Below are 15496 nucleotides of genomic sequence, written 5' to 3' on the forward strand. Positions count from 1 at the left end.
TTGCCTTGTGGGAAATCCCTTAAGAAGAGCGTCGCTGTCAAGATTGCCACGGCAACGCCGATTGCCAGTCCTGTTAATGCAATCTCTTGGGGAACGACCCGCTCGTGGGCCCCAGCCATGGGGCAGGGCCTAAATCGCGACGCGCCCAATGCGGTATCGGCTGAAAAAAACTCGTTCGAGTCATGTCGGATTGTGGAAACGCCGTTCGTCTTTTAATCGGCGCCGGCATGGCCGCGCAAGATTACGAGGAGGTGTATCGATGTTGCGAACCGTTCTGATTGCCGCGGCGATGCTTGTGGCCGGCGCTGCGGTCGCCGAACCCGAACCCGCGGGCAACCGGGTTGAGGTCAATGGGATGCAGATGTATTACGAGGTCTCAGGCGAGGGCGATCCGCTCGTCGTGCTACACGGCGCCTACATGAACATTCCCTCCATGGGTGCGATCATCCCCAGGCTTGCCAGGACCCACAAGGTCTACGCGCTTGAGCTGCAGGGCCACGGCCGCACCACCGACATAGACCGGCCGATCACCTATCCCAACCTGGCCGATGACGTTGCCGCTTTCATGAACGCCGTTGATCTGAAAAAAGCCGACGTCTTCGGTTACTCCATGGGGGCGGCGGCCGGCCTGCAACTGGCCATTCGCCACCCGGAAAAAGTAAACAGGTTGATTGCTGCTTCCGTCGCTTACGATGCTGAAGGCTGGCAGCCGGAGTTCAAGGCCTTTATCCCGCAGATGTCGGTCGAGATGTTTGTCGGCATGCCCTTTGCACAGGCGTATCGCAAGCTCGCCGCCGACCCCAACGGGTTTCCCGCCCTCGTCAAGAAGCTGATCGCGCTTGAACACGAGCCCATGGCGTGGGAAGCCGATGTCAGGGCGCTCAAGGCCCCAGTGCTGATCATCAGCGGGGACGCGGATGTGGCGACACTCCAACATTCAGTGGCCATGTTCCGGTTGCTTGGCGGCGGCGTCATGGGTGATATGGGCAAGCCGCTGCCGGCCTCACGCTTTGCCGTCCTGCCGGCGACGTCGCACACCGCAGTGATCAACCAACCCGATCTACTGTATTCGTTCATCGAACCTTTTTTGAAAAACGAGACGCCGAAAGGGATGTTTGAATGAGGGCTTTTGCGGGGCGAAACGTGTTGTGAACGGTGTCGGCTCGCTCCGCCTTGTCAAGTCTTCTGCCCTGAGGGGGCCCCAACCGAGCCGCGCTCGATGATTGACGTGGGAATAACAACTCTTTGCGAAGGTCGAATTTCTCCCTTCAGCCGCCGGATCAGGAGTTCAGTCACGGCCTTGCCTAACAGATAGGCCGGTTGGTCAACCACGGTAATCGGTGGGCTTGTCACACTTGTCCAGTCCGCATCGTGGAAAGTTATCAGCGATATATCTTCCGGGACGCGCAGTCCTCGTTGGCGAATGAGCTTGAAGATCTCAATTGCTATCAAACTGTCGGACGCGAGAATTGCCGTTGGCCGGTCAGGTGCCGACAAGAGTGTGTCGGTGATCGCTCGCGTCGCCTCCGGTCTCGTGGCGCCGAAGCGGACAAACCGTTCAGGCGTTACTATGCCCGCCTCCCGGCACACAGCAAGAAAGCCTTCGATACGCTCGCGCACGGATGACGTATAAATCTGTTCAAGGCCGCGATATGCGTGCCCGGCGAAATCCACCGCCGTAACGTAAGCAATAGTGCGGTGCCCGATATCCGTCAAAATCTTCGTTGCCCGCATGGCGGCATTGCGATCATCGACCGTCACCGTATCGACATCGAGATCGGGCAATGCCCGGTCCAGCAGAGCCAGTGGTCTGCCCGAACGGTGAATGTCACGCAGGTGCGAAACGTCGCGCGACTCCGATGGCGTCACGATCAACCCGTCCACGCGCTTGCCAATCAACACCCGCACAGCTGCTTTTTCCGCTTCGATCTGCTCACCGGAGTTGGTGAGAATGACATTGAAGCCGGCAGCACGCGCTGTGTCGCTGATGCCGCGCACGGCAAAGCTGAAGAATGAGTTCTCTATGTCACCGACAACCACCCCGATAATACCCGATTTGCCGGTGGTCATGCTTCTTGCAAGTTCGTTCGGACGGTAATCGAGCGCTTTGGCGGCTGCCAGAACATCTTGGCGCACCTTGTCACTGACCACGCCGTAGCCGCCCAAAACGCGTGCGGCCGTCGCCTTCGAGACCCTTGCCTCGCGGGCGACATCGGCCACGGTCACTGAGCGGATCATTGGTGTTGAATTGTTCATGTGTTGAACGACTACAAGAGTTGTTGACTGAACGTCAATGTGAATATACAAATCGCTATTGAGACCGGTCTCATTATAAAAGAGACCGGTCTCTTAAACAAGTATCAAGGCGAACACTTCTTTGACGGCGTCATCCCCGCCGCCCAGGGACAAGTTTGCCACAGCCTTCATGGAACAGATTGTCAGAGGAGAAAGAGCAATGCGTGCGAGTGGCGTTTTCAAGTCATCAGTGTCGTCGATCCGGGCGGGGGCCATCACGCTCCTATTTGTTATTGCCGGATTTTATATGGTCTCTGGTGCTTCGGCTGCTGGAGACAATCCTTATGGCCTTATCGATCCCAAGGTGATCAGCGTTGGCACGATGGGTGATGCAAAGCCTTATACCTTCACGACGGCGGAGGGTGAATTTACCGGATTTGATATCGAATTCTTCCTCAATGTTGCAAGCCGTCTCGGATTTAAGAAGGATCAGGTCATTTTCACGGGGCAAGAGTTCTCAGCGCTCATGCCGTCGGTTGCAAATCAGCGTTTCGACGCAGCGGTCGCTGCAATAGGTACAACGGAAGCGCGCAAAAAGACGGTCGACTTTTCCGATGGCTATCTTGCCGGCTATCTCTCGGTTCTGACAGCCGACAAGACAATGACTTCGGCAGATGGTCTGAAAGGCAAGCGCCTGGGTGTAGTGCAAGGTACACTGCAGGAAATCTATGCCGACAAGAACTTCAAAGAGACAGATCTGGTCAGGTTCCCCGACAACAACTCTGCCGTTTCGGCGCTCAACAACGGAACTGTTGATGCACATTTCCTCGATTACGAGGCTGCCAAGCAATATGGCGAACGCTATCCGGATTTGAAGATTGCCGTCAACATTCCCTCTTTCGACGCCCCGGCAGGGTTTGTCATCCGCAAGGGCAATGATGCCTTCCGTGAGGCGCTGAACTCCGCTTTGCATGCAGCAATGGAAGACGGTACCTGGAAAACCTTGTACGAAAAATGGTTTCCCGGCTCGCCCATGCCGGATCAGTATCTTCCCAAGAAGTAGTCATTGCCTCGGCCGCCGGTCATCGGGCGGGCGGCCAGGACGAACGCCCATGACTGACTGCGGCACAAAGCGTCCCGTGCGCGTGAAACACCAAGGGGAATGCAATGAACTGGCTTGAAAACCTGCGTCGCAGCTTCCTGGACTGGGACGCGATGGCGGCGGTGCTGCCAAATATGATCACCGTCGGATTGAAGAATACCTTGATCCTTGCGGCCGCGTCGACTGTCCTTGGGGTCGTCATCGGCATGATATTGGCGGTCATGGGCATTTCGCAATCGCTCTGGCTGCGAATTCCGGCCCGCGTCTACACCGATATCTTTCGAGGCCTGCCGGCCATTGTCACGATTCTTCTCATTGGTCAGGGTTTCGCCCGCATCGGCCGGGATTTCTTTGGCCCTTCACCTTTTCCGCTCGGCATTCTCGCCCTTAGCCTGATCGCGGGCGCCTATATCGGAGAGATTTTTCGCGCCGGCATACAAAGTGTCGAACGTGGGCAGATGGAGGCCTGCCGCGCGCTGAGTATGAGCTATGGGCAGGGCATGCGGCTGATCGTGATACCACAGGGCATACGGCGGGTGTTGCCAGCGCTCGTCAACCAGTTCATCGGCAACGTCAAGGACTCCAGCCTGGTCTATTTCCTCGGATTGCTCGCCTCAGAACGTGAGATCTTCCGCGTCGGGCAAGACCAGGCCGTTGTGACGGGCAATTTGTCACCACTGCTTCTGGCGGGGGTCTTCTATCTGATCATTACCGTCCCCCTGACCCATCTGGTCAATTACATCGACAATAGTCTGAGAACCGGCAAGCACAAGGGCGCCACCGTCACCAGCGGCCTTGTCGAAGTGAGTGAACTGGAAAGTGCAGTCCATCGTGTCCCAGCCATCGACGCCAAACCGTCGCTGCAAAAGGGGATTGCCGCCGGCAGCTTGCGTTTCAAGGGCGGCAGTCTCGCTATCAGTGATCTCGACATGGCCTACGGCGACCTTGATGTGCTCAAGGGTGTCAGTCTGAATGTCAATGCCGGCACGGTGACATGTGTCATCGGGCCGTCTGGCTCGGGAAAGTCAACCTTGCTCAAGTGCCTCAATCGGCTTGTCGAGCCAAAAGCAGGTGATGTCCTGCTTGACGGCGAGAGCATTCTAACGATGAAGCCGGAAAAACTGCGCAGACGTGTCGGCATGGTGTTTCAGCATTTCAACTTGTTTCCAGACCATACAGCGCTTGAAAACGTCATGCTGGCTCTCACCAAGATCAAGGGCATGGCCAAACGCGAAGCAGAACGTGTCGCCGAGGATCGCCTTGCCGATGTCGGGCTGGCTGCCCGAATGCATCATCGACCAGCACGCCTCTCCGGTGGCCAGCAGCAGCGCGTGGCAATAGCCCGCGCACTTGCGATGGATCCTGAGGTCATTTTGTTCGATGAGGTCACGAGCGCGCTCGATCCCGAACTCGTGAAGGGCGTTCTCGATCTCATGGCAGATCTTGGCCAGCGTGGTATGACCATGGTCATTGTCACCCATGAAATGGGTTTCGCCCGAAAAGTCGCTGATCAGGTCGTCTTCATGGATGAGGGACGCGTTGTTGAGGTCGGCACACCGACGGCGATCTTCGACGCGCCGCAGAGCCCACGGTTAAAACGCTTTCTCGCCGAGGTGCTTTGACAAACCTTGCAGGCGCTTTGTTGTCTTCACGCGAACGGCGCCTGCCCGCAATCAACATCCCACCGCCAAAATGAGAGAAAAACACGCATGACATCATCTTCTGTGGCTAGCAAAGTCATCGTCGTGGGCGCCGGCATCTTCGGGGTATCCGCCGCTGCTCACCTTCAACGCCTCGGCGTCCCAACCATCCTCATTAACGATGGACCTGTTGGAAATGGCGCATCCGGACGCTCGCTTGCATGGCTTAATTCTTCACGCAAACGGTCAGCTGACTATCACCGCCTGCGCATGGTCGGCATAGATCGCTATCGCACGCTGGCGGCCAGGTATCCCAACGCTTCGTGGCTGCGCTTTGACGGCGGGCTCACATGGGATGCAAATGACGATCACAATGAGATTGCTGAGGTTTTCGCCTACGAACAGAGCATTGGCTACGATGCGCAATTTCTGTCGGCCGCTGATGTTGCAGCCGTCACCCCGGGGGTCGACCCGCGATCAGTGACAGCTCAAGGAGCTATCTTTAACCCAGGCGAAGGCTGGGTTGATCTTCCGTCCTTGATCAACGTTTTGCTCGGTGAATTCCTGGAGCGCGGTGGTCAGCTTGTCACCGACGCCGGACGCGCTGCGGTCACGACCGTCGGCGCGCGCGCCACCGGTGTTGTCACGACGAGCGGCGGTAAGTTCGATGCTGACGCTGTCCTGGTGGCCACGGGAGCAGATGTCCCGGCAATGACTGCCGCAAAAGGACAGCACATTCCAGATGCCACACCCATCGCGCTGCTTGTTCGCACCCGCCCCGTCGACGTTACCCTGCGGGCTGTGCTCAATACCCCGCGTGTTGCGATCAGGCCAACGCCCACAGGCGCACTCGCACTCGATTCTGCCTGGTCAGAAGAGGAAGTGATCGCGCGTCCGGACGGCAGTTACGAGGTGAAGGACACAACGGTGCAAGGCCTTCTCGATGAAGCGTCGCGTGTGCTTGAGGGTCATCCCAAACTGGAGCTTGAAAGCTATGGCACCGGACCCAAGCCGATACCAGGAGATGGCGAGCCTGTCTTTGGCCAGCTCAGGGATATTGCAGGTTATTACATCGCATTCAGTCATAGCGGTGCGACGCTGGGCCTGATCGCTGGTGAGCTGCTGGCAGGTGAAATTGCGACCAAGCGGCCACATCCGCTCCTGGCGGCGTTTCGTCCCGAGCGTTTTGGCTAGGGCGGCGCGATCATCAATCAGAAGGTGTTGGCGAACGTGTGCTCGGGGCGCATTCCCGGTTCAAGCGGGATATTGCGCGAGGGCTGAACGCGCCTGTGCGCACACAGCGGTGTTCCGCGCTCTAGCCTTTGCTGGCGGTTACGATGTACGCGTCAAGCGGCATGATAATTTCGCCTGACGGCTCGACAAACTCTGCAAGTGCACGTTCGCATTGTCTGGCAAGACTTTCCATATCATCGTCGCTGAGCATGTCAGCCAGAGGCGAGCCTTTTACTTCTATGCGAATGAATTCCTTGACCGACGCGAACCGCACCGAACCTTCATGAAGTGTAACGCTGGCCGCCGAAATGCCGCTGTCGGCAAATAGTTTGGCAAGCCCGGCTTGATCGCCAAGGACGAAGGGCGCTGCCAGCACATCTGCTGCCTCATGTCCGTTTCGCCCGGCTGTGATATTCACCAGTATCCGATAACCGCGGGCGCGATCGAGAGATGCCCAAACAGCGACCGCAAGGCGCCCGCCTGGCGCAAGAGTGCGCCACATCTGGCTCAGCGATGCCACGCGGTCCGGAAAATACATGAGCGCGAATTGGCTGACCACGACGTCAAAACTCGCATCGTCAAAGGGAAGAGATGCCGCATCGCCCTGTCGCCATTGTATCTTGGGCTCAGCGCGCGCCGCGACCGCGAGCATTCCCTCATTGAGATCAAGGCCAACGACCTGACCTTTTTGTCCAACCCGCCTGAGAGCCTCGCGCGCGAGCACGCCTGTCCCGCAGCCAACATCGAGAACTTTGTTGCCCGTGGTGATTGCGGCGGCGTCAGCAACCGGGCCTGCCCAAGCACCAAAGATCGCCGGTACGAAGCAGGACTCGTAGACTTCGGCGGCGTCCGTTGAGACCTGCCAGCGTTCTGGTTCAGCCATCAGGATTCCTCCAACTATGGCTGAAAGCATAGCACGCCAGGCTCAATCAGGACACGCCAGAGTGATTGCGATATTTACCGCCCCCACGAGACGTGACGGACACGATCGATTCCGGCAGATCCACCGCGTGGCCGTTCGCGGCTGTCCTGGCCATGCTGGTTCGCAGTCGATAAATGCCAGCGACGGCCGAAATGGAACGCAATCAAACCGATGCTCGCGCATGATGTTTGACGACCGGCCCCTCCTCAGCAGCATGTTTTGGGGGTGCCGAGGGACCTCGGGGGAATTTTATTGCACAAGCGATCGGCATCGCTTGATCCAGTCTACTGTTTCATGCTGCGGCATCGGCCTTGCAAAATAATACCCCTGCATGCTCACACAGCCGAGTTCTCGCAACGTTTGCAGATCCGCTTTTGTCTCGACACCCTCTGCGACGACCTCTATTCCCAGGGACATCCCGAGGCTCAGGATTGATTGCACCACGTTGCGATCGTCCGCCGAACCGGCAATGCCATAAACGAAAGATCGATCGATTTTGATCCGATCGACATGCAACTGCCGAAGCGACGACATGGATGAATAGCCAACACCAAAATCGTCAAGTGCAATGCGCACCCCCTCATGGGTCAAGGCTGTCAGTTTGCTTTGCACCGATCGGATATCCTTGGCCGTTTCCTCGGTGATCTCAATCTCGAGCATGGGAGCTGGTAACTGAAGTCGACGCAGGTTTGCGATGATCAAATCATCCACGGCAATTTGCGCCATTTCGCGCGGAGACATGTTCATCGCTACTCTCAAATGACTGAGGTTCATTGCCTGTAACGTTTGCATCATGGCGCATACATCCTTCAGAATGTATCGGAATAGCGGCTCTGCAAGCCCGCATAACGATGAAACCGCCATCAAATCGGTTGAGGGGATCCAGCCATGTCTGGGGTGGTTCCAGCGTACAAGCGCCTCCAAGTCGGTAAGCTTGCGTCCTGCGTCACCCAAAATAGGCTGAAACCAGACCTCCACGGAATTATTGCTCAGCGCTTTGACGAGATCCCGCTCAATGTCGCGCCTCATCTCGAGGTGACTGCACAAGTCGGCGTCAAAGACGTAGAACTGATTGCGACCCTGTGATTTGGCCCGATAAAGAGCAGCGTCCGCGCGCACCAATAACTCGTCGATGTCGCGTTCTTCGGACGCACAAACGCCGATGCTGACACCAATACGGCCGGCATCGAAGGTGGCAAACGGGATAGACATCACAGCAATCAACGTCGTCGCCGCAGTTGAAATTGCTTCCCCGCCAAGGGCGCAGTCGAACACAACAGCAAACTCATCTCCGCCCCAACGCGCCACGAGGACATCGCCTGGAAGGTTTTGACGCAGGCGTCTGCCGACTTCAACAAGGACCTTATCGCCGGCCTTGTGACCGAAAGCATCGTTGATCAATTTGAAACCGTCCAGATCAAGCAGCATGAGCGTCAGCCCCGTGCCGGGCGCTGGCAAAGAAGCAACCGCGTGCATCAAGCCACCCCGATTGAAAAGTCCTGTCAGCGCGTCATGAGCAGCGCGATGCCCCATTTCGGCCGCCGCTTGTGTGGCCTGATCCTTGGCAGTCTTCAGGGATTCTGCCATAGCAGTGGCCTCATTCTTGAGCCTGCTGGATTGCCGGAATAGAATCTCACTTTCTCTTGCTCCCCGGATCAGGGCAACAAGGTAAAGCACGATGGTTGCGGCCAGGCAGTAGCGTTCAAACCCTCCCGCGTAGACAAGGCATCCTGCAACTGACGAAAGCACGGGGACAATATAAAGAATCGGCATGAGCGCATAAGCAAACCCCGCCGTGATTGCGCCGGCTGTAATCCCGCACAGGACCGTGAGGTAGAAAACCGTCTGCGGAGCAGTGTAGCCCTCGCACAAAACTGCGATGAAGGACCAAACGACACCCGATATTGCTGCCATCGCCGATTGCAAAAAGAGATGGTGTCTGACAGATGCCGGATCCAAATTCTTTGGTTCAACGCCGTCATCGGGATTGATCAGCCTGATGGGAGCCCGACAAAGAACCATTCGGGCTGCGTTGACGAGGCTTGATGTGAAAAACCACAACAGCCCCGCAAGTCCCAACCCGTAATGAATGGCAACAAGCAAACTGATGAGGCCAAGAATAATGCTCACGGGAATGGAAATGAACATGCTCCGGCGCACGGCCATGAGCTGGTCGGCAAGGATCAGATGTTGCAGGGCCATTGTCGTCGTCGGTGGTGGATCGTGGCTCATCATTCATTGGACCGCATTATTTGCCGAAACGAGCTTAGCCTCCTTAAGGGAAATTATTGGTAACTTTTGTGGTCTGCTCAAAATGTCCCTTGGTGTTTTGGACGGCAAGGTTAACGAGGACGGATGGGCCGTAAGATGGTCCGGCTTCTTTGCTGAGGAACGGGAGCGGTCGGCAATGACACCGGGGTGTGCCAGCGAGAGCACGTGCATTGCATTGGTATGCGCAAGCAAAGGTCACAGCCGGTAATAAATGACTTAATCGCGCCTCTTCATGAGCTTTTTCAAATATGGGGCGATCGAAGGCCCAACGACGTGATCGTGTGCCAATTGTGTGTTCTCGGCCACCGCAATCATCGCCGCGATAATCTCGGAATTTCGCCAGCCCGCATCGCTCGCTGTGCCGAGCAATTCCAACAAACCATCCTCGATCGCCTTCTGACACTCTTCAAATCGGCCCTGATCGTCTTCACTGAGGGTGGGCGCCGGGATGAATGTCATGGCGTTTCCAGTGGGGTTATGCGCACGGTAAACCGGCCAAGCTTTGGTGAGGTGCCCGTGATTTGCAATTCCTGATTGTCGAATTTCACCGCATTGTTCCCGGGTCGAAATTCCGTGTGAACATAGACTGGATTGAGTTCGCCGTGCTCGGCAAAACGCAAAGGCGAAACGGCATTATGATCAAGGCTGATATAGACCCTCGTACGTTGGTCCACGTCCCTTAAGCTGCGAAACGATATATCGGCATCAAAGTGGTATAGGCCGCGCTCATCCGGTCCAATGTGATAGTGGCGGACAAAAGTGTTGAGGGCCTCCCAATACGCCGCGGTGTCTGGTGAATCGGACATGTGGAACTCCAAGTGTGCCATTTGAGTGTCCTCTGTTTCCATGCTCCGGGCAAGACCCTTCTTGCCAAACTGGTCATCGCTTCAACACCAGCCACAATGGATGACCTTCGGCGATGGGTGTTGGGTTACTTTGCTCGCAAGCCAAATCCATTGCCGCAAGCGTCAATCAGCGCTTTGACAGATTGGTGTTTGCAGCAAGGACGCCTCGCCGCGGTGTGCCACCACAGGGCACCGCAGTGCGGACGCTTCAACACATGCTCTTGCGGCGGGATGCTGGCTGGCAAAAACCTGGTGACCTTCCAGCGTTGGTCAGGACATATCAAACGCTGCATCAGCGCGATCAGATTTGCGCATACACCATGGTAGCGATGAAAAAATGTGCCCGGCACGATGGCCGGGCACACGGTCTTTTGAATTAATGGACGGTAAAGTAATTGTCCGGGTGGGCCTGGACATCGTCCGAGCTTGTGTTCACAAGCGTCACGGAATCGCCGTGACCAAGGTCGACGACCGTATCATTGCCGACCTGGGTAACGCGGCCGGCAAGGTCGTCAGGCGACTGGATATCCTGCCCATTGATACCACTGGAGATTTGGAGGATGTCCTCACCAGGAGTAAAATCAAGCACGACATCGCTGCCGCCACCGCCATTGAACACAAACACATCATCACCCGCGCCGCCGGAGAGGGTATCGTTACCGGCGCCGCCAAGAAGCGTGTCCTCACCGGCACCACCCGAAAGGGTGTCCTTGCCGGCACCACCAAGAAGCACATCATCGCCGGCGTCGCCGGCAAGTTGATCCGCCCCCTGTTCGCCATAGAGAATGTCGGCCCCATTGCCGCCGAAAAGCGCATCACTGCCTTTTTCGCCCGACAACAGGTCGTTGCCGTCATCTCCAAATATTGAGTCGGCTCCTTTGCCGCCAAACACGACATCGTCGCCGCCCTGGGCGTGGATGAAATCGTCAAAACGCGAGCCAAACAAAACGTCGTCGTAGGCGCCGCCTTCTAGAGTAGCCATGTGCTGCTCCTTCTTGTGTGTGTGAGTTTACAAACTGCCGGAACATTCCGACGAGCGATGCTTTAACGTTTGCGCGTGCAGCAAATCGCAAGCACCGTGAGTTAATAATATAAATGTGGCATCCTATAATAACAATATATTAAACCGTGTATTATGGTGGCTAATATTTAATATATAATTGTAATACTAGACGGCTTTATTTGGCAACTTAAAGCAATTGTTCTAGCAATTTGTTTCATAATTTGAAGTAATATTTATGCTACTGCAATCTCTGGTGATGGCAGTGCCATAATATATCCACGATTACCGGAAAGTCAGCGATTTCAGAGGGATGGAAGGTGGCAATTCTGCACGCGCGTATATCCCGCCCTCGTGCAGGCGCAGATGCCGTTGCCAACCAAGCCACGGCATGCGACGGGGAAAAGCAGTCATACAACGAAATCGAAGCGAGCGAATTTTCCATCAGTGGTGTCGCTCATGCGAAGCAGGAGATGCTCATCAAATATGCGATCGCGTTGGTTCATGGGCTCACCGGGAAAATACAGCTGCGTTGTCAAAACGTCTCCGCCAGGCTTTTGAACCTTGACGTGATAATGGCGCGTGCGTCCCGGATAGAGCGATGGAATGATCGTCGAAAACCACCAACGGCCGCGCGCATCGGTGAATTGATGACCGCGCAACCTGTAGCCATCACGGTCGTACGAGCCATGCTCATCCGCGTGCCAAAGCTCGACAAGTGCCTTGTTGACGGGTGTGCAATTTGTCTCCAGGACAAACCCGGCCAGGGTTATCCTCTGTGCGCCAGGTGCGTCGGCAGCAAAGTCCTGTTTGAGTGGGGAACTCGGCTTGTAGTATGGCCCTTCTGTTTGCGAGAGGGTCAGTTCATCCGCATCCTGGCATGCAGGCGTCAAAACGAGATCGGATTGCGCGCCAAGGGCATTGGCTTCGAAGATACTTGCAGCCTTGATCGATGGCACGGCCAGAAATGCTGCAAGGACCGATCGGCGTGTTGGTTTCATCTTCCTGATCCCGGACTTATCATCGGCATTGGCTCTTTGGCGCGGCGGTGGGTCAAAACAGGTCCGACAATACACCACTGTGGCAAGTTCCACACGCCGCATTTGCCACACAAAGGCAATGAGGATGGCCTTTGCCGGAAGATCACACAGCGATACGAATCGCAAGCAAACCGACGCGCTCGCGAATGTTTGCCGTTATCGATGGTTGAAAACGCTCTGGGCCGACTTCCGACGGTGCGTACGCGGCGACTGTTTTTGCCAGTTCATCGGATACGATCAGGTCAGTTGAATACGCTCTCGTCATCTGCTCGAGACGGCTCGCAACATTGACCGTGTCACCAAAAACGCTCATTGGGCTGTCGCGCGTTGCAGCAATACGGCCCAGCGCGACCGGGCCGGCGTGAATGCCGATGCCAATATCCAGACTGTGCCTTGCGCTATTGTCGCTGTTCCACAGTTTCATCGATTCCAGCATTGCAAATCCGCATCGAAGTGCTTTCAACGCGACGGATGATGGTTCTCCACACCAGGCCGCCATGACTTCGTCGCCAACATTTGCGGTGATGCTTCCTGGATGTCTTGAGATGATCCGGGCCATCCTTTGGTGAAATGCAGACAGGGTGTGAAATGCCGTGTGCAGGTCGACGGACTGGCAAAACCGCGTAAAGCCCTTGATATCTGCAAAAAGCACGGCGGCGAAAACCTCCTTCACGTCGCCATGATAATCCAGCTGAAAAACCGCCCGGTAGTTGCCCCTGTCTGCAAAGCCGTTGTGGTTCATTGAACTGTCGATTTGCATCATCTCAACATCCTCATTTGGGAATCAGCGGACGCGCTGCCGCTTCCCGTGATCAGCTGGATGTTGCGCTTGTTGTGTCGCACAGCTTTGTCTGAAGTGGCGGTTTTTACGTACAAAGGTAACGCTTCGGTGGTTTGACACATTTCGATACACATTTTCTGCCCTTAAGCTCGGGCACAAACACGGCGACTTTGGTCAGAAGCGCGAATTTGACGGTGCGTTTTGTGCTCGCATCACCTGGATCAGCGCGCCCGCTTCCGGCAATTCAGCCGGCGGCGGGAAGGGCAACCTCCACCCGCAGTCCGTTGCTGCGGTTAACAAGCTTAATCTCTCCGCCGTGGTGATGGATGATCGCCCTGGCTATCGACAACCCAAGGCCAACGCCGCCGGTTTCCCTGTTGCGAGATTGTTCAAGCCGGAAAAACGGTGCGAACACCTCTTCGAATGCGGCCTCCGGTATGCCCGGCCCGTCATCTTCGATGATGACGTCGATGCCGCCTTGTCTTTTTCTAACGCTAACGCGTGCCCTGTCGCCGTAGCGGACCGCGTTCTCGATCAGATTGCGAAAAGCACGCCTGAGTGCATCGGGCCGGCACCGGTAGACTATTTTTTCCCCTTCGAGGAACGTCACATCCTGGCCGAGCTCCGCCAAATCGTCGCAGATGCTTTCGACCAGCGCAGAAATGTTCATCGCACGGGTGTTCTCGACGGTGGCTTCCTCGCGAGCAAATGCCAGGGCCGCTTCGGTCATCGTCTGCATCTCGTCAATGGTGGCAAGCATTCTTTGTTGCACGTCGGGATCAGTGACGAATTCTGCCCTCAGTCGCAGCGACGTAAGGGGTGTTCGCAGGTCATGCCCCATAGCGGCAAGCATTCGTGTCCGGTCATCGACAAAACGATGAAGCCGGGACTGCATGCGATTAAACGCCTCTGCTGTCTGCCGGATGTCGTCAGGCCCCGATTCTGGCAGCGGCGAAACATTTTCCCCGCGGCCCAGCGCTTCAGCAGCAACGGCAAGCCGTCGCATTGGACTTGCTATCTGCCTGGCAACGATGACACCAATGAGCGAGAGAATGATCGCGGTGATCCCAACGGAAAACAACGACTGGACGTTCCAAATGGAATTGGGAACGGCTTTCGCATAGGCCGTGTTGAGCCAGGTCCCGTCGCTCAGCTGTACGGCCAGCCCCATTCCATTTGAATGCCCAAGATAAAGAAATTTTGCCGGTTGAGATATCGACCAGACACGGGGCGTCAGTTTCGTCCACGAATCTGACTGTGCAGCCACCGCTTGCAAGGGAGACGGTTCCTGCTGAGGCGGTAGCGGAATGTCAGGTGTTGTCGTTCCTGCAGGGGGCTTTATTTTCAGCGCCTTGGTGTTTGGCAGCGGTTTTGACAACTGCCCCCACGCTTCCCGGCGCCAGGCGTTTGCGTCGAGCGGATCTTGTGAAGAGACCCAGAACCGGCTGTAGGCCGTGCCACTTGCGTCAAGGACATCGTTGCGAAACGTTGTTGGAATGGTTTCAAGCAGTGTCGCAAGAGATGCGGTCCGGCTGAAAAACTCTCCCTTGGCAGCTGCCTGCAACGCTTTGCCCCGCTCGTCCCATGAAACCAGGAACCCGAGTGCCTGTGAGACAGCAAGAGCCAGCAGCATGAAGCAAATGAATTGCGCGGCCAGACTTCGCTTCCACCAGCGTGTCATACCTGCCCAACCTCTGTACAAAGACTGTAGCCACCGCCCCAGTGCGTTTTGATGATCGCAGGATTTTTGGGATCGCTCTCAATCTTCTTGCGCAAGCGGCTGACCTGATTGTCGATGCTTCGATCAAATGCATCGGCACTGCGACCCGCGGTCAAATCCAACAGCTGATCGCGGCTGAGGACCATTCCGGGGTGTTCGAGAAAAGCCTTGAGAAGGCGAAATTCCGCCGTACTGAGCGGCACGCCAACACCGTCGCTTCCCAGGATTTCCCGGCGGCCGACATCCAGACTCCAGCGATCGAAACTGATGGTCTTTGCCTTGAGCGTCTCGCGCTGTGGCGGCAGGCTGTTAACACGTCGTAAAACGGCTCGAATGCGCGCGAGCAGCTCGCGTGGATTAAACGGCTTGATAAGGTAGTCGTCGGCGCCAAGCTCCAAGCCAAGAATGCGATCGGTATCATCGGCCATGGCGGTCAGGAAAATAACCGGCAACTCGCTGGAACGGCGCAGCTGGCGACAGACCGACAGGCCATCTTCTCCGGGCATCATTATATCCAGAATGATAAGGTCCGGCGCGCCGCGTTCCAGCAGGCGTCTCAACGCCGCTCCGCTTTCCGCGACGCTGATGCGGTATCCTTGTTGGGCAAGGTACTTGCCAACAAGATCGCGGATATCCCGGTGATCGTCGACAACTGCAATATGGGGTACGGATTGCATCGGAACCATCCCACTCGATTTCGTGTATAC

At 56.3% G+C, this 15496-nt stretch carries 14 protein-coding genes; 4 read left to right on the plus strand and 10 right to left on the minus strand.

Annotation, left to right across the window (positions count from 1 at the left end; all coding sequences use genetic code 11):
- The first annotated feature begins 259 nt into the window (after nucleotides 1–259).
- Nucleotides 260–1123, plus strand: a complete 864-nt coding sequence (locus CU103_RS22670) for an alpha/beta fold hydrolase (protein ID WP_106666295.1) — start codon at nucleotides 260–262, stop codon at nucleotides 1121–1123.
- A 53-nt stretch (nucleotides 1124–1176) separates the two neighbouring features.
- Here CU103_RS22670 and CU103_RS22675 read toward each other — a convergent pair whose 3' ends face one another.
- Nucleotides 1177–2256, minus strand: coding sequence for a LacI family DNA-binding transcriptional regulator (locus CU103_RS22675; RefSeq protein ID WP_106666296.1), 1080 nt, complete (start codon nucleotides 2254–2256; stop codon nucleotides 1177–1179).
- A gap of 199 nt (nucleotides 2257–2455) precedes the next feature.
- On the opposite strand from CU103_RS22675, the gene CU103_RS22680 reads away from it, so the two are divergent.
- The 3 genes from CU103_RS22680 to CU103_RS22690 all read left to right on the plus strand — a co-directional run bounded on the left by CU103_RS22680 (nucleotide 2456) and on the right by CU103_RS22690 (nucleotide 6171).
- The gene (locus CU103_RS22680; protein WP_106666297.1) at nucleotides 2456–3298 is read left to right on the plus strand and encodes an ABC transporter substrate-binding protein; all 843 of its coding nucleotides are present in this window, start codon (nucleotides 2456–2458) and stop codon (nucleotides 3296–3298) included.
- A gap of 104 nt (nucleotides 3299–3402) precedes the next feature.
- Entirely contained in the window at nucleotides 3403–4959 is a 1557-nt protein-coding gene (locus CU103_RS32555; protein WP_106666298.1) for an amino acid ABC transporter permease/ATP-binding protein, read from the plus strand.
- Between the two features lie 87 nt (nucleotides 4960–5046).
- Nucleotides 5047–6171 (plus strand): NAD(P)/FAD-dependent oxidoreductase, encoded by a 1125-nt coding sequence (locus CU103_RS22690; protein WP_106666299.1) that lies wholly within the window; start codon nucleotides 5047–5049, stop codon nucleotides 6169–6171.
- 121 nt (nucleotides 6172–6292) lie between these two features.
- On the opposite strand, the gene CU103_RS22695 is transcribed toward CU103_RS22690, so the two are convergent.
- From CU103_RS22695 to CU103_RS22740, 9 genes are all read right to left on the minus strand, one after another.
- On the minus strand, nucleotides 6293–7093 hold the full coding sequence (locus CU103_RS22695) for a class I SAM-dependent methyltransferase (RefSeq protein ID WP_162707154.1): 801 nt from the start codon (nucleotides 7091–7093) through the stop codon (nucleotides 6293–6295).
- 288 nt (nucleotides 7094–7381) lie between these two features.
- Nucleotides 7382–9367 (minus strand): putative bifunctional diguanylate cyclase/phosphodiesterase, encoded by a 1986-nt coding sequence (locus CU103_RS22700; RefSeq protein WP_245448950.1) that lies wholly within the window; start codon nucleotides 9365–9367, stop codon nucleotides 7382–7384.
- A 252-nt stretch (nucleotides 9368–9619) separates the two neighbouring features.
- The gene (locus CU103_RS22705) at nucleotides 9620–9862 is read right to left on the minus strand and encodes a hypothetical protein (protein WP_106666301.1); all 243 of its coding nucleotides are present in this window, start codon (nucleotides 9860–9862) and stop codon (nucleotides 9620–9622) included.
- Nucleotides 9859–10209, minus strand: coding sequence for a hypothetical protein (locus tag CU103_RS22710; protein WP_106666302.1), 351 nt, complete (start codon nucleotides 10207–10209; stop codon nucleotides 9859–9861). The genes CU103_RS22705 and CU103_RS22710 overlap by 4 nt, the downstream gene beginning before the upstream one ends.
- Nucleotides 10210–10624: 415 nt before the next feature.
- Nucleotides 10625–11230 carry a calcium-binding protein gene (locus CU103_RS22720; protein ID WP_106666304.1) on the minus strand — a complete coding sequence of 202 codons (606 nt, stop codon included), beginning with the start codon at nucleotides 11228–11230 and terminating at the stop codon, nucleotides 10625–10627.
- Between the two features lie 428 nt (nucleotides 11231–11658).
- On the minus strand, nucleotides 11659–12249 hold the full coding sequence (locus tag CU103_RS22725) for a dioxygenase family protein (protein ID WP_106666305.1): 591 nt from the start codon (nucleotides 12247–12249) through the stop codon (nucleotides 11659–11661).
- A 142-nt stretch (nucleotides 12250–12391) separates the two neighbouring features.
- A complete protein-coding gene (locus tag CU103_RS22730; RefSeq protein WP_106666306.1) occupies nucleotides 12392–13051 on the minus strand; it encodes an adenylate/guanylate cyclase domain-containing protein in 660 nt (219 codons plus the stop codon).
- A 262-nt stretch (nucleotides 13052–13313) separates the two neighbouring features.
- On the minus strand, nucleotides 13314–14750 hold the full coding sequence (locus tag CU103_RS22735; protein ID WP_106666307.1) for a sensor histidine kinase: 1437 nt from the start codon (nucleotides 14748–14750) through the stop codon (nucleotides 13314–13316).
- Nucleotides 14747–15466 carry a response regulator gene (locus CU103_RS22740; RefSeq protein WP_106666346.1) on the minus strand — a complete coding sequence of 240 codons (720 nt, stop codon included), beginning with the start codon at nucleotides 15464–15466 and terminating at the stop codon, nucleotides 14747–14749. The genes CU103_RS22735 and CU103_RS22740 overlap by 4 nt, the downstream gene beginning before the upstream one ends.
- Nucleotides 15467–15496: the final 30 nt, after the last annotated feature.

Source organism: Phyllobacterium sophorae (assembly GCF_003010965.1).
GTDB classification, from domain to species: Bacteria; Pseudomonadota; Alphaproteobacteria; order Rhizobiales; family Rhizobiaceae; genus Phyllobacterium; species Phyllobacterium sophorae.

Excerpts from the sequence above, each read along its gene's own strand:
- CU103_RS22670 (WP_106666295.1), top strand. The coding sequence starts at position 260 with ATGTTGCGAACCGTTCTGATTGCCGCGGCGATGCTTGTGGCCGGCGCT.
- CU103_RS22690 (WP_106666299.1), top strand. The coding sequence starts at position 5,047 with ATGACATCATCTTCTGTGGCTAGCAAAGTCATCGTCGTGGGCGCCGGC.
- CU103_RS22710 (WP_106666302.1), bottom strand. The coding sequence starts at position 10,209 with ATGTCCGATTCACCAGACACCGCGGCGTATTGGGAGGCCCTCAACACT.
- CU103_RS22695 (WP_162707154.1), bottom strand. The coding sequence starts at position 7,093 with ATGGCTGAACCAGAACGCTGGCAGGTCTCAACGGACGCCGCCGAAGTC.
- CU103_RS22680 (WP_106666297.1), top strand. The coding sequence starts at position 2,456 with ATGCGTGCGAGTGGCGTTTTCAAGTCATCAGTGTCGTCGATCCGGGCG.
- CU103_RS22705 (WP_106666301.1), bottom strand. The coding sequence starts at position 9,862 with ATGACATTCATCCCGGCGCCCACCCTCAGTGAAGACGATCAGGGCCGA.
- CU103_RS22675 (WP_106666296.1), bottom strand. The coding sequence starts at position 2,256 with ATGAACAATTCAACACCAATGATCCGCTCAGTGACCGTGGCCGATGTC.
- CU103_RS22725 (WP_106666305.1), bottom strand. The coding sequence starts at position 12,249 with ATGAAACCAACACGCCGATCGGTCCTTGCAGCATTTCTGGCCGTGCCA.
- CU103_RS22740 (WP_106666346.1), bottom strand. The coding sequence starts at position 15,466 with ATGCAATCCGTACCCCATATTGCAGTTGTCGACGATCACCGGGATATC.
- CU103_RS22700 (WP_245448950.1), bottom strand. The coding sequence starts at position 9,367 with ATGATGAGCCACGATCCACCACCGACGACGACAATGGCCCTGCAACAT.
- CU103_RS32555 (WP_106666298.1), top strand. The coding sequence starts at position 3,403 with ATGAACTGGCTTGAAAACCTGCGTCGCAGCTTCCTGGACTGGGACGCG.
- CU103_RS22730 (WP_106666306.1), bottom strand. The coding sequence starts at position 13,051 with ATGATGCAAATCGACAGTTCAATGAACCACAACGGCTTTGCAGACAGG.
- CU103_RS22735 (WP_106666307.1), bottom strand. The coding sequence starts at position 14,750 with ATGACACGCTGGTGGAAGCGAAGTCTGGCCGCGCAATTCATTTGCTTC.
- CU103_RS22720 (WP_106666304.1), bottom strand. The coding sequence starts at position 11,230 with ATGGCTACTCTAGAAGGCGGCGCCTACGACGACGTTTTGTTTGGCTCG.